General features: G+C 46.4%; 17 protein-coding genes and 1 riboswitch. Of the genes, 15 read left to right on the top strand and 2 right to left on the bottom strand.

Translation table 11 applies throughout. The features are described 5' to 3' along the window. The first annotated feature begins 26 nt into the window (after window positions 1–26). The 10 genes from BM241_RS03390 (at window position 27) to BM241_RS03340 (ending at window position 8,109) form a co-directional block, all read left to right on the top strand. Window positions 27–1,031 carry a Gfo/Idh/MocA family protein gene (locus tag BM241_RS03390; protein ID WP_025748383.1) on the top strand — a complete coding sequence of 335 codons (1,005 nt, stop codon included), beginning with the start codon at window positions 27–29 and terminating at the stop codon, window positions 1,029–1,031. 98 nt (window positions 1,032–1,129) lie between these two features. Continuing rightward, complete coding sequence (locus BM241_RS03385; RefSeq protein ID WP_051456400.1) at window positions 1,130–2,053, top strand: AEC family transporter; 924 nt, start codon at window positions 1,130–1,132, stop codon at window positions 2,051–2,053. A gap of 170 nt (window positions 2,054–2,223) precedes the next feature. Beyond that, window positions 2,224–2,345, top strand: a riboswitch (FMN riboswitch). Between the two features lie 93 nt (window positions 2,346–2,438). Continuing rightward, window positions 2,439–3,053: an ECF transporter S component gene (locus BM241_RS03380; RefSeq protein ID WP_092282056.1), complete on the top strand. Its 615-nt coding sequence runs from the start codon at window positions 2,439–2,441 to the stop codon at window positions 3,051–3,053. Between the two features lie 139 nt (window positions 3,054–3,192). Beyond that, on the top strand, window positions 3,193–3,654 hold the full coding sequence (gene tsaE / locus BM241_RS03375) for a tRNA (adenosine(37)-N6)-threonylcarbamoyltransferase complex ATPase subunit type 1 TsaE (protein ID WP_025748380.1): 462 nt from the start codon (window positions 3,193–3,195) through the stop codon (window positions 3,652–3,654). After that, window positions 3,651–4,370 (top strand): tRNA (adenosine(37)-N6)-threonylcarbamoyltransferase complex dimerization subunit type 1 TsaB, encoded by a 720-nt coding sequence (gene tsaB, locus BM241_RS03370; protein ID WP_025748379.1) that lies wholly within the window; start codon window positions 3,651–3,653, stop codon window positions 4,368–4,370. Before tsaE ends, tsaB begins: the two co-directional genes overlap by 4 nt. Continuing rightward, complete coding sequence (gene rimI / locus BM241_RS03365; protein WP_025748378.1) at window positions 4,370–4,849, top strand: ribosomal protein S18-alanine N-acetyltransferase; 480 nt, start codon at window positions 4,370–4,372, stop codon at window positions 4,847–4,849. The genes tsaB and rimI overlap by 1 nt, the downstream gene beginning before the upstream one ends. A 6-nt stretch (window positions 4,850–4,855) precedes the next feature. Next, window positions 4,856–5,575: a TIGR01906 family membrane protein gene (locus tag BM241_RS03360; RefSeq protein ID WP_242948241.1), complete on the top strand. Its 720-nt coding sequence runs from the start codon at window positions 4,856–4,858 to the stop codon at window positions 5,573–5,575. Window positions 5,576–5,979: 404 nt separating this feature from the next. After that, window positions 5,980–7,047 carry a tRNA (adenosine(37)-N6)-threonylcarbamoyltransferase complex transferase subunit TsaD gene (gene tsaD / locus BM241_RS03350; protein ID WP_092282055.1) on the top strand — a complete coding sequence of 356 codons (1,068 nt, stop codon included), beginning with the start codon at window positions 5,980–5,982 and terminating at the stop codon, window positions 7,045–7,047. 317 nt (window positions 7,048–7,364) lie between these two features. Further along, window positions 7,365–7,805: a CBS domain-containing protein gene (locus BM241_RS03345; RefSeq protein WP_025748374.1), complete on the top strand. Its 441-nt coding sequence runs from the start codon at window positions 7,365–7,367 to the stop codon at window positions 7,803–7,805. Window positions 7,806–7,869: 64 nt separating this feature from the next. Then, window positions 7,870–8,109: an alpha/beta-type small acid-soluble spore protein gene (locus BM241_RS03340; RefSeq protein ID WP_025748373.1), complete on the top strand. Its 240-nt coding sequence runs from the start codon at window positions 7,870–7,872 to the stop codon at window positions 8,107–8,109. Between the two features lie 53 nt (window positions 8,110–8,162). On the opposite strand, the gene BM241_RS03335 is transcribed toward BM241_RS03340, so the two are convergent. Then, window positions 8,163–8,366: a DUF378 domain-containing protein gene (locus BM241_RS03335; RefSeq protein WP_092282039.1), complete on the bottom strand. Its 204-nt coding sequence runs from the start codon at window positions 8,364–8,366 to the stop codon at window positions 8,163–8,165. A 57-nt stretch (window positions 8,367–8,423) separates the two neighbouring features. Then, a complete protein-coding gene (locus BM241_RS03330) occupies window positions 8,424–12,326 on the bottom strand; it encodes a DEAD/DEAH box helicase (protein WP_177206080.1) in 3,903 nt (1,300 codons plus the stop codon). Between the two features lie 313 nt (window positions 12,327–12,639). Between BM241_RS03330 and BM241_RS03325 the strand changes: the two genes are divergently transcribed. The 5 genes from BM241_RS03325 to gdhA all read left to right on the top strand — a co-directional run bounded on the left by BM241_RS03325 (window position 12,640) and on the right by gdhA (window position 17,853). After that, a complete protein-coding gene (locus BM241_RS03325; protein ID WP_025748370.1) occupies window positions 12,640–13,380 on the top strand; it encodes an energy-coupling factor ABC transporter permease in 741 nt (246 codons plus the stop codon). 13 nt (window positions 13,381–13,393) lie between these two features. Further along, the gene (locus BM241_RS03320; RefSeq protein ID WP_092282037.1) at window positions 13,394–14,110 is read left to right on the top strand and encodes an energy-coupling factor transporter transmembrane component T family protein; all 717 of its coding nucleotides are present in this window, start codon (window positions 13,394–13,396) and stop codon (window positions 14,108–14,110) included. Continuing rightward, entirely contained in the window at window positions 14,095–14,931 is an 837-nt protein-coding gene (locus BM241_RS03315) for an energy-coupling factor ABC transporter ATP-binding protein (RefSeq protein WP_092282036.1), read from the top strand. The genes BM241_RS03320 and BM241_RS03315 overlap by 16 nt, the downstream gene beginning before the upstream one ends. Window positions 14,932–14,951: 20 nt before the next feature. Then, window positions 14,952–16,148, top strand: coding sequence for an HD-GYP domain-containing protein (locus BM241_RS03310; protein ID WP_177206079.1), 1,197 nt, complete (start codon window positions 14,952–14,954; stop codon window positions 16,146–16,148). Window positions 16,149–16,518: 370 nt separating this feature from the next. Further along, window positions 16,519–17,853: an NADP-specific glutamate dehydrogenase gene (gdhA, locus tag BM241_RS03305; RefSeq protein ID WP_025748366.1), complete on the top strand. Its 1,335-nt coding sequence runs from the start codon at window positions 16,519–16,521 to the stop codon at window positions 17,851–17,853. The last annotated feature ends 163 nt before the right edge of the window (window positions 17,854–18,016 follow it).

Here is an 18,016-nt window from a genome sequence, read left to right as displayed (position 1 = left end):
AATTGATTGTATTGGGGGTATAAAATATGTTGAGGGTGGCGATGCTCAGCCGTTGGCATGTACACGCAACTGGGTATGCCAACGAATTAAGGTCCTTGCCCGATGTGGTTATCACTGCGGTGTGGGATGAAGACCAAACCAGGGGGAAACAATGGGCAGAAGAGCTAGGAGCAGAGTTTGTAGCTGATCTTGATACCCTTCTTGCTAGGGAAGATGTGGATGCGGTATGTGTAAACGCCCCCACAAACATGCATCCGGAAATTATGATTGCAGCTGCCAAAGCAGGAAAACACATCTTTACCGAAAAAGTTATGGCTATTACGACAAAAGAAGCAGAAAGAATTGCAAAGGCCGTGAAGGATGCGGGGGTCAAATTTTGTATCTCATTTCCTCACAGGACAAGGCCTGCCAACCTTTTTGCAAAAAAAGTGGTGGATGAGAAGCTGCTGGGTGATATTACGCTGATGAGAGTACGCAATGCCCATGATGGCGCTTCTAGCAATTGGTTGCCGCAGTATTTCTATGACCCCGTGCAATGTGGCGGAGGGGCGATGATCGATTTGGGAGCTCATCCCATGTACCTTTGCAGATGGATATTAGGGAAACCCTTACGCATAACGTCTATGTTTAACAGCTTTACCAATAGGCCGGTAGAGGACAACGCGGTGTGCGTTATAGAATTTGAAAATGGTGCAATAGCCGTTGTTGAGACGAGTTTTGTATCCAAGAGCAGTCCTTTTTCGTTGGAGCTTTACGGCACAAAAGGAAGCCTTTTTGTGGGAGGGTCAGAAAACAGGGTAAAGCTTATATCTGACGAGCTTGCAACCAAAATCTCTGGATGGATGATGCCATCCCAACTTCCCGAGCCGTTACCCAGCCCTATACAACAATGGGTAAATGGCATTTTAAGGGGCTCAGAAATTCACTTTGGGGTTGAGGATGGGGTACAACTGACTGAACTTATGGAAGCGGCATATATATCCTACAGAGAGGAGAGAATGGTGGAATTTTCGGAGATTGAGCATCTATAATGATCGATACAAACCTGCATTTAGCAATATGTCCGAGATGGACGTTCTGTATGTGCTGTACTATATAAAGTAGTGAATGAGCAAAGGATTGTAAGCAAATGGGTAAATTTATGGAGACCAATGTTATTATATCTCAGATAGCTGTATTGTTTTTGATTATAGTTTTCGGGTTTTTTGCCAGGAAAAGAAATATTATATCAGGAGATATGACCAAGAAGTTATCCGAACTCATATTACAGGTTACTCAGCCACTTTTAATCATAACCTCTTTTAATTTTGATTTGTCAAAAGAAATGCTTCGTAATGTGGGGTTGATCTTTTTACTGTCATCGGGCATCCATATGTTTTCCATGATGGTAGGCTGGCTTTTATATTTCAGGTATCCCTACAAGATTAAAAGCGTGCTCAAATATGTGACGGTATTTTCTAATTGTGGCTTCATGGGATTCCCCGTGCTGGAAAGCATCTTCGGAAGCATTGGTGTTTTTTACGGTTCCATATATGTTATACCTTTTAACATTCTAACCCTGTCATACGGTGTTATGGTTTTTACCGGTAAAAACAATAAGGATACGCTTAAAAAAATACTGATTCATCCTGTTATTATTTCGGTTGCTGTAGGAATGATTTTATTTCTTCTGCAGTTGAGGCTTCCGGCACCTTTGTATAATGCAGCATCCATGGTAGGTTCTATGACTTCGCCTTTATCGATGCTGATAGTGGGTGCTTTGCTTGCAAATATGCCAATTAAGAAAATGTTTCTGGGTTTCCCGGTTTATTATGGCAGCGTTGTACGTTTGATTTTTCTCCCTGTGCTGGTTCTGGCAGTATTGAGGTTTTTTGCGCTTCCCGATGATATACTGCGTACGTGCGTAATATTGACAGCCATGCCTGCCGCAGTTAATACTGTAATATTTGCTGAAAAATATGGCGGGGATGCAGAATTGGCGTCAAGGTTTGTTGGGATATCGACCATGCTTTCTGTCGTTACAATCCCCTTGATCATGCTGCTGCTACAATAAGCGGGTATGACACACGCAGAAGCACCCAGCCTGCAAGCAGATTTTGTAGAACTGGAAAACATGAAGTTTACTATGATGCAATTTAGAAAAACCTCTGACTTCAAAAAGTACTTGCTAAATTTTCGGTTATCAACTATAATTATTACAAATTGAATATGAAGTTAATGGTCGACTATCTTCGGGGCAGGGTGAAATTCCCGACCGGCGGTAAAGCCCGCGAGTCCCTCAGTGAGGGATTGATCCGGTGAAACTCCGGAGCCGACAGTTACAGTCTGGATGGGAGAAGATAGTATTATTGTTCCTGCGTATGCAAAAAGCTCCCGATGATAGTTCGGGAGCTTTTTTAATTGAGTTTATAAATTCCAATAGAGGAGGAGAATGGCCTATGATCAAGACAAAATGTAACAGCAGTGCAAAGTTAAACTTTAAAGTTAGGGACATTACCAAAATCTCATTGCTTTCAGCCATTGCCTTTCTGCTTATGGTGTTTGCCGAGTTTCCGCTGCCGCTTTTTCCATCGTTTCTTAAGTTCGGTTTGAGCGATCTGCCTGCCCTCATAGGTGGGTTCGCCATGGGGCCTGTGACAGGAATTATAATCGAGTTTATCAAAAACCTGCTTCACTTCTTTTTTAAGAGCGAGACCGGCGGGGTTGGCAACCTAGCAAACTTCATCGTGGGGATTGGGTTTGTGGTTCCTGCCGCTGTAGTGTATTCGGTGAATAAGACCAAAAAGGGAGCGGTCATAGGGATGGCAGTGGGCACCGTGACCATGACCCTGCTGGCTTCACTGGCTAACTATTACGTCTTAATCCCCCTTTATGCAAAGGTGTATTCCATGGATGCCATATTGAACATGATGTCCCAGGCGAATAAGGCAATAGTTGACTTAAAAACGTATATAGTGTATGCTGTTATACCTTTTAATATACTAAAGGCGGTAGTAGTATCCATAATTACCCTCCTCATATACAAAAAGGTGTCGCCTATTCTTCACATGTAGATTTAAATCCCCTGTTGCAATTATCCCTCGGCATTATAAGCGAGGGATAATTTTTTTGTTTTGCCCTGTTCTTGTTATATAACCCTTTTGAGGTTATAATATAAAGACATGATAATATTTTTGCAGGGAATGGTGTCTTATGGCAGTGTTTATAACGCATTCAGAGCAGGAAACGATGGAACTGGGCATAAAGATGGGCAAGCTGCTTGAAGCAGGGGATATTGTGCTTTTGTATGGCAACTTGGGTGCAGGCAAAACGGTGTTGACTAGGGGTATTGCTCTGGGATTGGACGCCAAGGACGTAGTTACAAGCCCTACTTATACATTGATGCACAGGTATGAAGGCAGGGTACCGGTTTATCACTTTGACCTGTACCGGTTGAAAGGGCCCGATGAGGTGCTGGACCTGGGGTATGAGGAGTTTTTCTACGGCGATGGCGTGTCCATAGTGGAGTGGCCCGAACGTTTGGAATACCTTTGCCCCGAGGAACACGTGAGTGTAAAGATAGAAGTTGTCGGAGATGGCCAAAAAAGAAGGATCACGGTGGATGCGGTGGGAGGCCGATACTCGAGGTTTGAAGAGGAGCTGAAAAATATATGAAGGTGCTTGCGGTGGAGACTTCTTCTGCTGTGATTTCGGTGGCTGTGGTGGACGAGCAGAGGCTGCTGGCAGAATACATATTGAATCAGGAGAGAAACCATTCCATGAAATTGATGCCGGTAGTGGAACTGGTTTTAGAGGACGCTTCGCTGGCGCTTAAAGACATAGACGTTTTTGCCGTGGCGCATGGTCCCGGTTCGTTTACCGGGTTGCGCATTGGCGTGGCCACCGTCAAAGGGCTGGCTCAGGCGTTGAAAAGGCCAGTGGTAGGGGTTCCAACCCTGGACGGGTTGGCGTTTAATTTGGCTTATGTCCGGGGGCTCATCTGCCCCATAATGGATGCCAGGCGTGCACAGGTGTATACATCGGTATATAGATGGAGCGGAAACGCGCTTGAAAGGCTGGAAGAGTATTCGGCTATGTCTGTTGAGAAATTGATAGAAGTGCTCAACAAGTGGGATGAGCCTGTCCACTTTTGCGGCGATGGGATATTTGCTTACAGAAGCGTTATAGAGGAGAGAATGCGTAGCCGGGCGGTTTTTGCGCCCCCAACCCATGCTCTGCAAAGGGCTTCTTCCATCGCGTGGCTGGCTCTTGAAAGGGCACTGGCAGGGGATACCCAAAATTACTGGGAACTGCAGCCGTTTTACCTGCGCAAATCACAGGCCGAACAGAGGTTTGAAAGCCGCCGTCAGGATGGGGAGGCGGGCTGTTAGTGGACGAGTATATCATACGCCCAATTACACCTGCTGATATCGACGCGGTATGGAATATAGAGAAGATGTGCTTTTCGGTTCCCTGGTCAAGGCAATCCTTTGTGCTTGAGGTGGAAAAGAATAAATGTGCCAGGTATGTAGTGGCTGAGCATTTGGGGATTGTGATCGGGTATGGCGGGATGTGGCTCATCGTCGATGAAGCCCATATAACCAACATAGCTGTGCATCCCCTTTTTCGAAGGAAGGGGGTAGGCGAAGCCATACTCAAGGCCTTGATGATGGAAGCCCGTCGAATGGGGATAGACAGGATGACGCTTGAAGTCAGAGCTTCCAATATAGCTGCTCAAAACTTATACAAAAAGCTGGGGTTTGTTGAGGTGGGCGTGCGTAAGGGATACTACAGCGATAACAATGAGGATGCCATCATCATGTGGAATTTTAGCATAAGCCGCACGCTGGGTTTAAGACGGGAGGAATAGGTGGTGATGGGTGAGTTGAGCAAATCAAGGACAGTGATATTTTTTGTCTCTTTAGCGGCTGTAGCTTTACTGGCGTTTATAATGCTGCTTACTTGCATAGAACTTTCTGCCTTTGACCTCGATTTTTACAGCGCCGAGTATGAGAAGCTGAAGCGCCCTGAGGCCATCGGCATCTCCGAGCAGGAGCTCATGGAGGTCACTCAAGCGCTCTTGGATTATATACGAGGCAAAAGGGCCGATTTGAACGTGAAGGCGGTCATCAAGGGGCAGGAGAGATATGTATTCAATGAGCGTGAAATAGCTCATATGGTCGATGTCAGGGAATTGTTCATGAAGGGATATCAATTGCGGAGAGTTTTAATCATTGGATTTATTTTTTTCCTGATTATACTTTATATATTGACCAAAGCGGATATGATAAGATGGCTGTTTAAAGCCCATTTGCTTTTACTTGTGTTTTTAGCTTTGGTAAGTGGAGCTTTGCTGGGATTGATAAATGAAGATTTTACGCCCTACTGGAATTATTTTCATTATATTTTCTTTGATAACGACCTTTGGCAGCTTAATCCGCAGGCTGACATTCTTATACAGATAGTGCCGGAACAATTTTTCTATGATATTGTTGTCAGGATAATAACGCATTTTATTTTAGGGATGCTGGCTGTGGGTGTCTTACTTGGTGGTATCTATGTATGGTTGGAAGGGTTAAAATGGAAGCAGGGATAGGGCTAAGTTCATGTCCTATCCCTTGGTCGTATAAGCAGGGAATTCATCCCTTTTTGTAGGGAGGGCTTGTTTTATAGCGGTTCTAGGGATTATCAACCTTCATTGCTGAAAATCTTAAAGCCTCCGCAGAAGCAAAATAGAATGATTAGTATAATGATTAAAAACAGCGAGTCATCGTCGTGGAAGAATTTCCCTCCGTCGCTAAAGAGCAATAACAATAAAATAAGTAGAAGTATACTGTTATCGCCGCCAAAGAAACTTAAGAGATTGGCCACCTATCATCACTCCTTTTAATTAACTTCAATATCATGTTATGTATGATTCGTTAGAGTGTTACATTTTAGAATAGAAAAAGTGGAGGTTTTAATTTTAAGGAGGATACGATTATGGCGTATTTTGATGATATGAGAAAAAGGGTTGAAGTATTAAGACATAAAGATGAGATTATCATTCTAGCCATAGAGACTTCCTGCGATGAGACCTCGGCAGCGGTTGTAAAAAACGGCCGTACCGTGCTGAGCAATATGATTTCATCCCAGATCGAGCTTCACAGGCGATACGGTGGCGTGGTGCCCGAGATAGCGTCGCGGAAACACGTCGAGATGATAAGCCCCATAATCGACGAAGCGCTGGAGGAAGCGGGGATGGGGTTTGAGCAGCTGGATTGCATTGCCGTCACATTCGGGCCAGGACTGGTGGGAGCTTTGCTGGTGGGGATGTCCATTGCCAAAGCGCTGGCCTATGCCCTTCGCCTGCCCCTTGTGGGTGTGGACCACATCGAGGGGCACATAAGTGCAAATTATATTGCGCATCCCGAACTTGAGCCGCCTTTCCTTTGCCTGGTGGTGTCGGGGGGGCATACGCACCTGGTGTGGGTTAAGGACTACGGGGAGTACAGCCTTATAGGGCAAACACGTGATGATGCAGCAGGGGAGGCCTACGATAAGGTGGCCAGGGCTTTGGGATTGAATTATCCTGGCGGGCCGGCTATTGATTCTATAGCAAAGCATGGAAATGCAGAGGCGGTGCAGTTTCCACGGGCCTATATGGAGGAGGACAATTTCGATTTTAGCTTCAGCGGGCTTAAGACAGCGGTACTTAACTATCTCAACAGCCTAAAGCAGCGCAACGAAAGCTATAATGTTGCCGATATCGCAGCCAGCTTTCAGCAGGCCGTGGTCGATGTTTTGGTGACCAAGACCATCAAAGCTGCTCAAAAGATAGGGGTGACCAGGATTGCCATGGCGGGTGGTGTGGCCGCCAATTCTTCTTTGAGGGAGTGTATGAAGCAGAAAGCGCAGGAATGCGGCTTTGAGCTTTATTATCCTTCACCGGTGTTGTGTACCGATAACGCCGCTATGATAGCCTGCGCGGCTTATTACAGCCTCATGAAGGGTAAAATTCATGATCTGTCGCTGACAGTGGAGCCTAGCTTTTCTAACATTGTGAGCAGCCGTACCCAATGTGGATAATGTGGCCAAGAAGTATGTGGATAATGTGAACATCGTGTGGAAATGGCCAGAGCTGGTGGACAAGGGCTGTTGATAACTCTGTGGATAATGTGAATATTTCAGAAAAATCATTATATTCTTTATTGTCGATATTTTGATTTTTAACGTGAAAGGATTTGCAGCTTCTTAAATACGAAAGTGCGTAATATGTCAGGAATTCAAAGCTTTGATCGCAAATTCAACTATTTTGAAGATTTGGGCAGAATAATTGTATGGGTGCGTGGGAAACTAAAAAGGATGGATCGGAATAAATTAATTTTAGGAACAGGAGGTAGATTATGGAGCTGCAGGATATAATGACCACACAGGTTGCGGTTGTGGGGCCGGATAATACGGTATTGGATGCCTGTAAGCTTATGCAGATTCATAACGTAGGGGCTCTTCCCGTTTGCCAGCACGATGGCAAGGTTGTAGGTATCGTGACTGACAGGGATATCGTGGTTAGAAATATTGCCAACGGGGGAGATCCAAAGACCACTCCTGTAAGGACAGTGATGACCAAGGATGTCATTTGTGCAAATCCCTCTATGGAAGTGGAAGAGGCAGCAGAGTTGATGGCCCAGCACAAGATTCGCAGGCTGCCGGTTGTGCAAAACGACAGGCTGGTAGGCATGGTTTCAATTGGAGATCTTGCCACCAGATACCGTTTTGTAGAAGAAGCCGGCGAGGCTCTAAGCGAGATCTCTGAACCTTCCAGGCCAGTAAATATAATGCAATAAAGAGAAAGCCGTTTATTTTTAATGGTCCCGTGGAATACTAAGGGTAGACGGGAGGTGAAATTAGATGATACAGCAATTCCAGAACCGCAACAACAATACCGGAACCAACAGGAACAGGAAGCTGGTTCCTGAAGCTAAGCAGGCTTTGGACCAGATGAAGTTCGAGATAGCCGGTCAGTTGGGTATAAACCTCCAGCAGGGTTACAATGGCAACATTTCTGCCAAGGATGCAGGCAGAATTGGCGGTAATATGGTAAAGAAGATGATTGAGCAGCAGCAAAGACAAATGGCCGGTCAACAATAACGAGCTATAAATTAAGAAGCAGGGCAAGCTCTTTGCCCTGCTTTTTGTGTGTCTTATCTCTGCGCTGTTTTTTCTCTTTCGCGGAAAAGAAAGCTTATGCAATACGCCCCTGCAACGCCTACTATGGTGTATACGATTCTGCTGAGCAGAGCGTCGCGCCCACCAAATAGGGTTGCCACCAGATCGAACTGGAAGAGACCGACAAGTCCCCAGTTCAGGGCCCCGATTATGACCAGGATAAGGGCTAAACGGTCCATTCCATCAACTCCTTTAGTATCAGAATCTCTCCTTCTAGTATTCCCCAAAATTCGAAATTATAGTACTATTTTTTCCTCTCTGTTTATGCTCTTTATTTTTGAGAATATATACTGAACCCTCATGTTTTCGGATTTGGTCAGCGTGGCAAAGTCGCCTATCAGTACGAGCCGCTTTTTTGCACGGGATAGCGCGACGTTTATTCTGCGGTAATCCCTCAAAAATCCTGTACGGGTATATGTGCCGGGCCCGCTATAATTGCTTCGGACCCAGTTGATTATGACGTTTTCCTGCTCTCGGCCTTGGAAGGAGTCGATGGTGTAGATGTTGTGCTCAACGAAATCCTCCAGCGAACAGTTAAAGCTGGAAAAATACTTTGAATTTGCTTTAAATACCTCTTTCAGCTTTTCGGTTTGGGCCTTATAGGGCGTAATGATGCATATGTCCTCCAGCCTTTCCCCGGATTTTAGCAGATCCAGCACTTTTTTGACCGACAGCATGGCCTCGCTCATGTTGTAATAAGTCGAGTTTTCTTCAGTTTCAGCTCGGGTTTGAGGATCCAAAAACTCCGAGGTATCGATGATTTCTATAGGGTTGTCGGGAAATAGCTGGTCTCTTTTCTGCTGGGGTATTTTGTAGTACAGCGAGTCGGTATTGGGATAAAGCTTTCCATCGTATATCAGCTCTGAAATAAAGGACACCATTTTTGGGTTTTCGGTTCGATAGTTTATATCCAGGAACACGGAGTTAAACCGGTGTTTATCGGTTATCAGCTTTTCAAATAGGCTTTTCTGCAGCTCCTCGCTGGTATAAAGGTCCATATGGGGGTCGTACTCCAGCAGAACCTCGTTCTGGATGGGGAAGGGCGGTATCTGCATGTGGTCCCCGATTATCACGCCCTTGTTTGCAAATCCCAGGCTGAACAGCGTCTCGGGCACGTCCATCTGTGAAGCCTCGTCTATGATCACTATATCGTAATTTTCAGGTTCCATGTTTCTGTCAAGGTAAAAGCCCAGGGGTGTACCCAATACGATCTTGTTGGTGCCCTTGAGCCTGGCCATATAAGCCGGATTGGAGGTTGAGACGGTGGGGGCATACGGCAGGGTGGATTTGAACTCTATGTTGTTCCCGGTTCGCAGCACCCGCACCTTGTCCTCTATCAATTTTTCAAGTATGTTGTCCACGGCCACGTTGGTCTTGGCAAGTATGAGCACGTTTTTGCCGGCATGGTAGTACTGCAGTGCAATCTCCTTTATCAACGTGGTTTTGCCTGTACCTGGCGGACCCTGCACTATTTCAAGCACGTGGTTGACGCCGTCCAAAGCGCATGCTAGAGCCACTGCCTGCTTTTGAGCCTGATTGGACAGCAGGCTTTTGTTGTGGTAGGCGTGGTCGGGAAGCGTGTCTATATCCTCCCATGACAGGGGCGCTTCCTTCTCAAGCCCCAATACCACTGCCATAAGAGGGGAGAGCGTACCATCCTCTATCTGGCGCGTTAAGTTTTCAAGGTAGTTTAGGAGTATGGCGTCGTTGGAGCTTCTGGTAAAAGTCTTGATTTGTGCTACTTCGTCTTCGGTGACGGGCTCCAAAGGTTTTAGCTCTATGATATAGCCCTCGTTGGTCTTGTGCTCTCGGCATTCAACCACTTCGAACTCGTATCCAGTATTTGAGGTGAGTACCTCACCGGGGAAAAGTGCTGTCTCTATCTGGAATATGAACGAGTTCCCAAATTCTACCAGGAAGATGCACTTCATGTCGTGGAATTTCCTTATTTTTATATCCAGGATTCTCTTGTAGACGTTTAGCTCTTCAATGACGGTTTTTTTGTCTTTAAGCTGTACCAGTTCAGGTTTTGCGAAGTTTATCTTATTTACCGATTCCTCTGTCGGTCCTTCGATACCCGCCAGCTTGTAAAGGTCAGATTTCAGCAGCCTGTAGTCCCCTTTACGAGGTTTTCTAAGGCCCAGCCAGTCCCTGGGTACGGCTTTTAATATTTCGTAAAGAAAATCGATATACTGCTTTCGATTCATGGGGGCCAGTACGGTGACCAACCCTTTTTTGTAGATCCCGGCTTTCTTGGCGTTATTGATAAAAGTATGTTTCCTACAAAGGCTTTTAAGGTCAAATCTCTTTAAGTATTCGTTGACAACTGCCTTTATGTTGGCCAAGCTGTCAAAATATTTTCGGTGGGACATGTTATCGGTGGTGGCCAGCCTTCCGGTCTTGGGGTTGATATCTATTCTCGGTATATTCAGGGTGTTGAATATAAACTCGGTGACCTGCTGCTCAGGGTCATTGAGCTTGGCGGCATAGTGGTAATATAGGCCGCTCAAAGTTTTGTTGTTCAAAAATTTGAGCTCCACCGAGTCAAACTCCTTTGTACCCATGAGCCGGGGATGGAACACCTGCATTTCAATGGCTGCCCGCATCACTATTTCCCTCTGTACCTTCAAGGGAACGCTTTCCCACCTGCACATGTTGGAGTTGGCTATCAGGTTGATCCACTCGTTTACCGTCAGTTTTTCTACTCCCAGCGAATCGCATATATACTGTACAACCGGGGTTTCGTCAGAAGGCACCCTTAAGCTGTAGTATGAATAAAGCCCTGATAGCGTCTTGCCATTTAGGCATTCAAAACGCGTCAAGCAAAAATCCCGATAACCCATAAGACGGGGATTCTTAAACCCCAGCTCCTGCGCACACCTGTACAGTATCTCCCTGGCGATTTCCTTTGGGACCGATTCCCATGTAACTTTGGAATTTGGTTCGCCGATCTGGGATACCCACTCTTCGATGTTCAGTGGCGGGATATCCAGGTCATCGCACATAAAGGTTATGGTGTCTTTCCCGCTGTTGAAGGCAAGGATGCTGTAGTAGGTGTATAGGCTGGTCAGGGTTTTGTTGTTTAAAAAAGCCGCGGGCTTGGAAAAATCTTCGGCTTTCAGCATCCGTGGGTTGGATTTGCCTTCCTCCTTGGCTTTCATAAACAGTATCTTTGCCAGGTAGGGCTTGGGCACCGCTTCCCATTTGAAATTCTTTTGATGGGAGATAAAGTGCAGCCATTCTTCAAAGGTCAGCTCGGGCACCCCGTAGACGTCACATATGAAGTCGATGCTGCGCATACCGCCTCTGTTTAAGCCGAAAAACCTGGAGGCAAAACTGTACAGCGACATGCCGTTTAAAAAGTCCAGACCCACCTTCAAATCATCAGACGACATCATCCTGGGGTTGGAGTAGCCGAGTTTTCGTGCCGCCTTAAACAGCAAATCCCTTATGACTTTATGGGGGATGACGTCCCAAAACACGCTTATTGACTGGTCGGTGATGTAGGTTATCCAGTCCTGCTCAGTGATCTCGATATCCAGCATGTCGCACATGTTCTTTATGACGCTGCCCCTTATGTCCTGCGAGATGCTTTTGAAGTAGTTATAGAACCCCGTGAGGGTTTTGCCGTTTAAAAACTTGAACTTATGCGAAAAATCATCGTTTTTGATGTAAATGGGATGGGGGTACCCCAGCTCTTGACAGGCCATAAGCAATATTTTCCTCTTTGCCTCCTTGGGGATGTTACCCCAGGAGAAGATGTTGTGCGTGCTGACATAACTAATCCATTCGTCCTCGGATACCGGCGGAATGCCCAGCTGGTCACATATGTTGGTGATAACGTGAACTCCCTCTTTTCTGGGTACCCTGTTTTTATAATATGAATACAATCCATTCAATGGCTGATTATCCAGAAATTTGAATCTATGTTTTTCAAGGTCCTTTGAAGCGATGAATCGAGGGCTGGGAAGATTGAGCTCCTGTGCTACCATGTAAAGGATTTGCCGGTGTACCTCGTCGCTTACTTTGCTCCACAAAAACGCACGGGGACGTACCGACCTGTTTTTCCGTCTTAATATGGACAATACTTCTTCAATGTCATCTAATACCTCTTTTTGTTGGTAATTTAGTACTTGCACTGGCACAACTCTCCTTTCAGCCAACACTAATAGTAGCATCATATCTTGAAAATTTTCTTTTGTTATCTATTGTACACATACTATAAAATCATATATTAATTATACAATTTTGGCGAATTTTTATATACAGCAAGATTTGATAAAAATAAGCGAAATTTTTGTGTAATTTGTACTGATTGAACTTTCTGGTTATAATCTACGCCGTACTTGACAAACTAAAAGACGAGGCATATAATGGTAAAGCAAATGCAAATTATTTGCAATTAGCCTTTAGAGGGGTAGTAAGGGAATTCCAAGTACGGGAGGGCGCTGTATGAGCCATGTTCATTTGCCCGATGGGGTCGTTCCCGCTATCTGGTGGGCAGCTGGATACCTGATTAGCCTGATAGTGGTGTTTGCCGTGCTGAAAAGGCTGAACATGGAAAAGGTGCGAGGCAAAATACCCGAAATGGCCATGATGGCAGCGGTTATGCTCATCACCATGTCGGTACCTCTGGGGTTTATACCCTTTCATATGAACTTTGCCGCTCTGGCCGGCATGCTGATGGGCCCCGGATTGGGATTCGTAGTGGTCTTCGTGGTCAATTTTATTCTGGCTCTTTTGGGACACGGGGGAATCACTGTGATGGGCTTAAATACGTTGATCATAGGGGTTGAAGCGCTGGTCGGTGGCGCTGCCTTCAGGTTGCTGAGGGGTAAATTTGGCAGCGTGCCCTCAGCCATCATATCAACGGCAGTAGCCCTTTTGCTGTCCACTGCCCTCATGATCCTGTTTTTAAGCTCAATTGGAGTGGTAGATATACAGTCAGGGGGAGGCATTTTGCATGGAGGGTACCACGCAGAGGATGGTGTTGACGGCCATGAGGCGGAGAAACCGCACCGGCACGATACGGAATATATCTTTGGAGGAGTAGCTTTAGCAGGATGGGCTGCCGTGATGGCCGTGCTGTTTTTAGGCATTATACTGGAAAGCGTAGTAACCGCTTTGGTGGTAAGCTTCTTTATGAAGGTGCGGCCCGATATAATAAACCCTGTACCCGATAAGGATAGGTAGAGGAGGGATAGGGGTGCATTTGGCAGCAATAGATCAGATGGCCAGCAGCGGTACCAGCGTATTTCACCGTGCAGGCGTGCCCTCAAAGCTATTGATGATGCTGTGCCTGCTCGGCGCGGTCATTGGCAGCAGCGATGTCCTTGCGTTGGGAGTGCTGATGGTAATTCTGCTGATTTTGCATCTGATGGCCAGGGTGAGATTTAAGGAAATAGTGCACCTGCTGTTTTATCCGGTTTTTTTCAGCCTGCTTTTTGCTCTGCTTAAATTCCAGGAGTCATGGGCATCGGGGCTTTTAGTGGTATTTAAAGGGACGGGGGCTGCTCTTGTGACCTTGTTTTTGCTGGCAACCACGCCCTGGGTGGAGATTTTTGCATTTTTGTCGGCGTATTTGCCTGGATTGCTGGTGGACATATTTTTATTTACATACCGTTCTTTTTTTATTTTGATTGACCAGGTGGACAGCCTGTTACGCAGCATAAAGATGAAGGGCGGATACCATCCTTTTAGCCTGGCCATGAACCTCAAAAATATGGCGGCGGCAGTTGGGCTGATTTTATTGCATTCATTTGAGATGAGCGAAAGGATGTACAAGATATATCTGCTCAGGGGATATGATGGTGGCATTCCGATAACGCGAAGATGGTGGAAACTGGGCTACCCTGACGGGGTGGTCATTATCCTCTCTGCATTTATCGTAGTTGGGGCGGTGATAAGGTGGGGGCTTTGGTAGAAGTAAGATGCATAAAGCACATCTATCCGGATAACACGCAGGTGGCACTGTGCGGTCTGGATTTTGTGGTGCATTCTGGCGAGAGGGTGGTCATCTTGGGCCCCAACGGTGCCGGCAAGACCACATTGCTTTCCCATATACTGGGGCTGCTCGCGCCGGTTGAGGGCTCGGTAAAGGTGATGGGGCTGCAACCGCATAAGCACTTCCGACAGGTGCGGCGAAATATAGGGGTGGTTTTCCAAAACGTCGATGAGCAGATAATAGGGCCAACGGTGTACGATGATATTGCGTTCACGCCAAGGAATGAGAGGCTGGGCAGGGAAGAGGTAGAAAGGCGCGTGATGGCGGTCGCAAAGAGGATTGGGATCCAGGATATACTGCACAAGATACCCCATTACCTGAGTGGTGGGCAGAAGAAAAAGGTAGCCCTGGCAGGCGCGATAGCCATGTCGCCGAAGCTTTTGATACTCGATGAGCCGTTTGACGGTCTGGACCCTGCTTCCAAGAGGGAGATGATGGACCTACTGAATCAGCTAAACCGGGAAAATGGCACTACGCTGATCGTTACCACTCACGATGTAAACCTGGTACCTTATATAGCCGATACGGTGTACGTGATATACGATGGCAAGATAGTCACCAAGGGAAGTCCTTATGAGGTGTTTATCCAGAGGGATATATTGGAGGCGGCACATCTTGAACCGCCTATCCTGGTTGACCTATTTACACACCTTAAAGAAAAGGGCTATAATATAACAGTACCTACCACTCTGGAACAGGCCAAAGAGCAGCTTGATACGCTGTTAAAGAGCGTCAGATAAAAATGGATGGGGTGAGTTTTTTGGAATTTACAGCTAACCTTCTAGATTTTGCCGAGATGCTTGCCTGTGCCGTTGACCTCATGGAGAGGGGTTCGCACCACCATGGGCAGAGGGTGGCATATATCGCTTTTCGTCTGTTTGAACAGGTAAGGCCGGGTCATGACCCTACTGACCTTGTGATTGCATCATACTTGCACGATATAGGCATAGAGTCTTTCAGGGTAAAGGAAAAGGCAAGGGAATTTCGCTTGGACAAAGAGATTTTATGGCCCCATTGCCGTGACGGCGCTGATTTGGTTGAAACCGTGGATCTGCTTAAAGGCATCAAACCTTTCATACTTTATCACCACACCGACTATTGTGAGATACATAGCAGTTTGCCAGATGTTCCTTTGGAGGCTCAAATCATTCATTTGGCTGATAGAATTGAAGTGCTGATCAGGCCAAACAGGCTTGTGCTGGAACAGGTAGAGGACATCGTGAATACCATTTTAAATTATAAAGGTTCTATGTTTAATCCCGAGTTGGTTGAGGCCTTTCTAGATTTATCTACAAAGGAATCGTTTTGGCTGGATATCGTGAATGAATATCAACCGGTGGTGGAGCACATCTGCTTTCCCTCAATGGATATCAAGATGGATGCAAGCGATATACGGCAGTTTTCGTATCTGTGTGCAAGAATTGTAGACAGAAAGAGCCCCTTTACGGCACAGCATTCCCAGCGCATAGCCTCAATAGCCGTAAGGCTGGCAGAGTTTTGCGGCATGAGGGGACAGGACCTGTTTTTTATGGAAATAGCAGGTCTGCTGCATGACCTGGGTAAACTGGCCGTGCCCGATACCATACTGCACAAGCAGGGGAGACTGACTGACGGGGAGTACCGCGTAATTAAACAGCATTCATATTATACTTACTGCCTGATTGACCGGCTGAACGTGATGGACAAGGTGCGGGACTGGGCTGCGTTTCATCATGAGCGCCTGGACGGAAGCGGTTATCCTTTTCACCTGACTGCTGGCGACCTGGACCTGGGGGCCAGGGTGATGGCCGTGGCCGATATGGTTGGAGCCATAACTGAAGATAGGCCTTACCGGGCGGGTTACGGCGAGAAGGAGACCATGGATATAATGTGGGAGCAGGTGAAAAATAACCGGATAGATGGCGAGGTGGTGGATATTTTGAGCAAGCACTTTGGCGAGATCGTTTACGGTAGATAAATCATCTTTATGAAGACGGTTGTATCTCTGCATTTTAAAACCCGTTTGGCTGCAAACTTAATTTGCTTAAAATGTAGCTTGATAAAGTAAAAAATCGATAAATCTATCAGCGATGGCTACCGGGAATAATGCAAATTCGGGAAGAAATGCTTGCAAAAATTAGAGCCTGTGTGCTATAATTTTTGATGATTTTTAGAATAAGTTAGAATAATATAGTGAAATGATAAGAGTTTAAAAATGCAAAGCCTTTTTATTGATGCAAGATTCTGTTCATTTTATTGCGTTATGGCAATGCGGGTTTGGTGACGGTATAAATCCACCTTCTTGCAAGGTGGTATACATATTTGCAATGGAAAGGAAGGGTCAGAATATGTCTTATGTGCAGGAAATAATACAGCAAGTGATCGAGCGAAACCCCGGTGAGCCGGAATTCCATCAGGCCGTAACCGAGGTGCTGGAGTCGCTAGAGGTGGTATTAGACAGGCATCCGGAGTATATTAAGGCGGGCATACTTGAAAGGTTGGTGGAGCCCGAGCGTCAAATCATCTTTAGGGTACCCTGGGTGGATGATCAGGGAAGGGTGCGCGTAAATAGGGGATTTAGGGTACAGTTCAACAGCGCTATCGGCCCCTACAAGGGAGGCATTCGTTTCCATCCTTCGGTATATCTTGGCATCATAAAGTTCCTGGCCTTTGAGCAGGTATTCAAAAATTCGCTGACGGGCATGCCCATAGGCGGTGGCAAAGGCGGTAGCGACTTTGACCCCAAGGGCAAATCTGAAGGTGAGATCATGCGCTTTTGTCAGAGCTTCATGACCGAGCTTTTCCGCCATATTGGCCCTGATACCGACGTGCCGGCCGGTGATATAGGCGTGGGAGCTCGCGAGATCGGGTACATGTTCGGACAGTACAAGAGGTTGAGAAATGCGTTTGAAGGGGTGCTCACCGGTAAGGGTTTGACCTATGGGGGCAGCCTTGTGAGAAAAGAGGCTACTGGATACGGTTTGGTGTACCTCACTGACCAGATGGTAAGAGAAAAGGGCAAGTCCATTGAGGGAGCAAGAGTGGTGATATCCGGTTCTGGTAATGTAGCCATTTATGCCGCTGAAAAAGTGATGCAGATGGGTGGCAAGGTTATCGCGATGAGCGATTCCAATGGTTATGTGTTTGATCCCGATGGCATCAAACTGGATACCGTCAAGCAGCTGAAAGAAGTGGAGAGAAAGCGGATTCGGGAGTATGCAGACATCCATCCCCGAGCGGAGTACCATGAGGGGCCTGCGGGCATTTGGGAAATTCCATGCGATATTGCCCTGCCCTGCGCTACCCAGAATGAGCTGGATGGCAAGGCTGCAAAGACGCTGGTCGCCAATGGCTGTTTTGCGGTGGCAGAGGGAGCTAATATGCCGTGCACCCCTGAAGCAGTAGACACCTTCTTAAGTAACAATGTGCTGTTTGCTCCGGGAAAAGCCGCCAATGCAGGCGGGGTGGCTACATCGGCTCTTGAGATGACCCAGAACAGCATGAGGTATTCCTGGACCTTTGAAGAGGTAGATGCAAAGCTGAAACAGATAATGACCAATATTTACAGGAACATCAGCGCAGCTGCCAGAGAATACGGACACGAGGGCAACCTCGTTGTGGGAGCCAATGTAGCTGGGTTTATCAAGGTGGCTGAAGCCATGATGGCTCAAGGTGTGGTGTAATGCTGATATATGCATCAAGTAAGAAGTGCTTGAAGGCATCAAATGTGCCTTCAAGCTTTTATTTTGGGATGGGGTTAAGGTTTTATTATATGGAATTTTTATAATTAGTTTTTAGTTTCTGTTCCGAAAGGCAATAACTCTATGAGCCATATTGGGAGAAGGC

This window comes from Caldicoprobacter faecalis (genome assembly GCF_900115765.1).
GTDB classification, from domain to species: Bacteria; Bacillota; Clostridia; order Caldicoprobacterales; family Caldicoprobacteraceae; genus Caldicoprobacter; species Caldicoprobacter oshimai.
Note: the sequence above shows the minus strand (reverse complement) of the source record. Positions and strands in the feature narration are given on the sequence as shown.

Coding starts and splice junctions, on each gene's coding strand:
- BM241_RS03360 (WP_242948241.1), top strand. CDS start 4,856: ATGGGTGAGTTGAGCAAATCAAGGACAGTGATATTTTTTGTCTCTTTA.
- BM241_RS03390 (WP_025748383.1), top strand. CDS start 27: ATGTTGAGGGTGGCGATGCTCAGCCGTTGGCATGTACACGCAACTGGG.
- BM241_RS03335 (WP_092282039.1), bottom strand. CDS start 8,366: ATGGACCGTTTAGCCCTTATCCTGGTCATAATCGGGGCCCTGAACTGG.
- tsaE (WP_025748380.1), top strand. CDS start 3,193: ATGGCAGTGTTTATAACGCATTCAGAGCAGGAAACGATGGAACTGGGC.
- BM241_RS03345 (WP_025748374.1), top strand. CDS start 7,365: ATGGAGCTGCAGGATATAATGACCACACAGGTTGCGGTTGTGGGGCCG.
- gdhA (WP_025748366.1), top strand. CDS start 16,519: ATGTCTTATGTGCAGGAAATAATACAGCAAGTGATCGAGCGAAACCCC.
- BM241_RS03385 (WP_051456400.1), top strand. CDS start 1,130: ATGGGTAAATTTATGGAGACCAATGTTATTATATCTCAGATAGCTGTA.
- BM241_RS03325 (WP_025748370.1), top strand. CDS start 12,640: ATGAGCCATGTTCATTTGCCCGATGGGGTCGTTCCCGCTATCTGGTGG.
- tsaB (WP_025748379.1), top strand. CDS start 3,651: ATGAAGGTGCTTGCGGTGGAGACTTCTTCTGCTGTGATTTCGGTGGCT.
- tsaD (WP_092282055.1), top strand. CDS start 5,980: ATGAGAAAAAGGGTTGAAGTATTAAGACATAAAGATGAGATTATCATT.
- BM241_RS03340 (WP_025748373.1), top strand. CDS start 7,870: ATGATACAGCAATTCCAGAACCGCAACAACAATACCGGAACCAACAGG.
- BM241_RS03380 (WP_092282056.1), top strand. CDS start 2,439: ATGATCAAGACAAAATGTAACAGCAGTGCAAAGTTAAACTTTAAAGTT.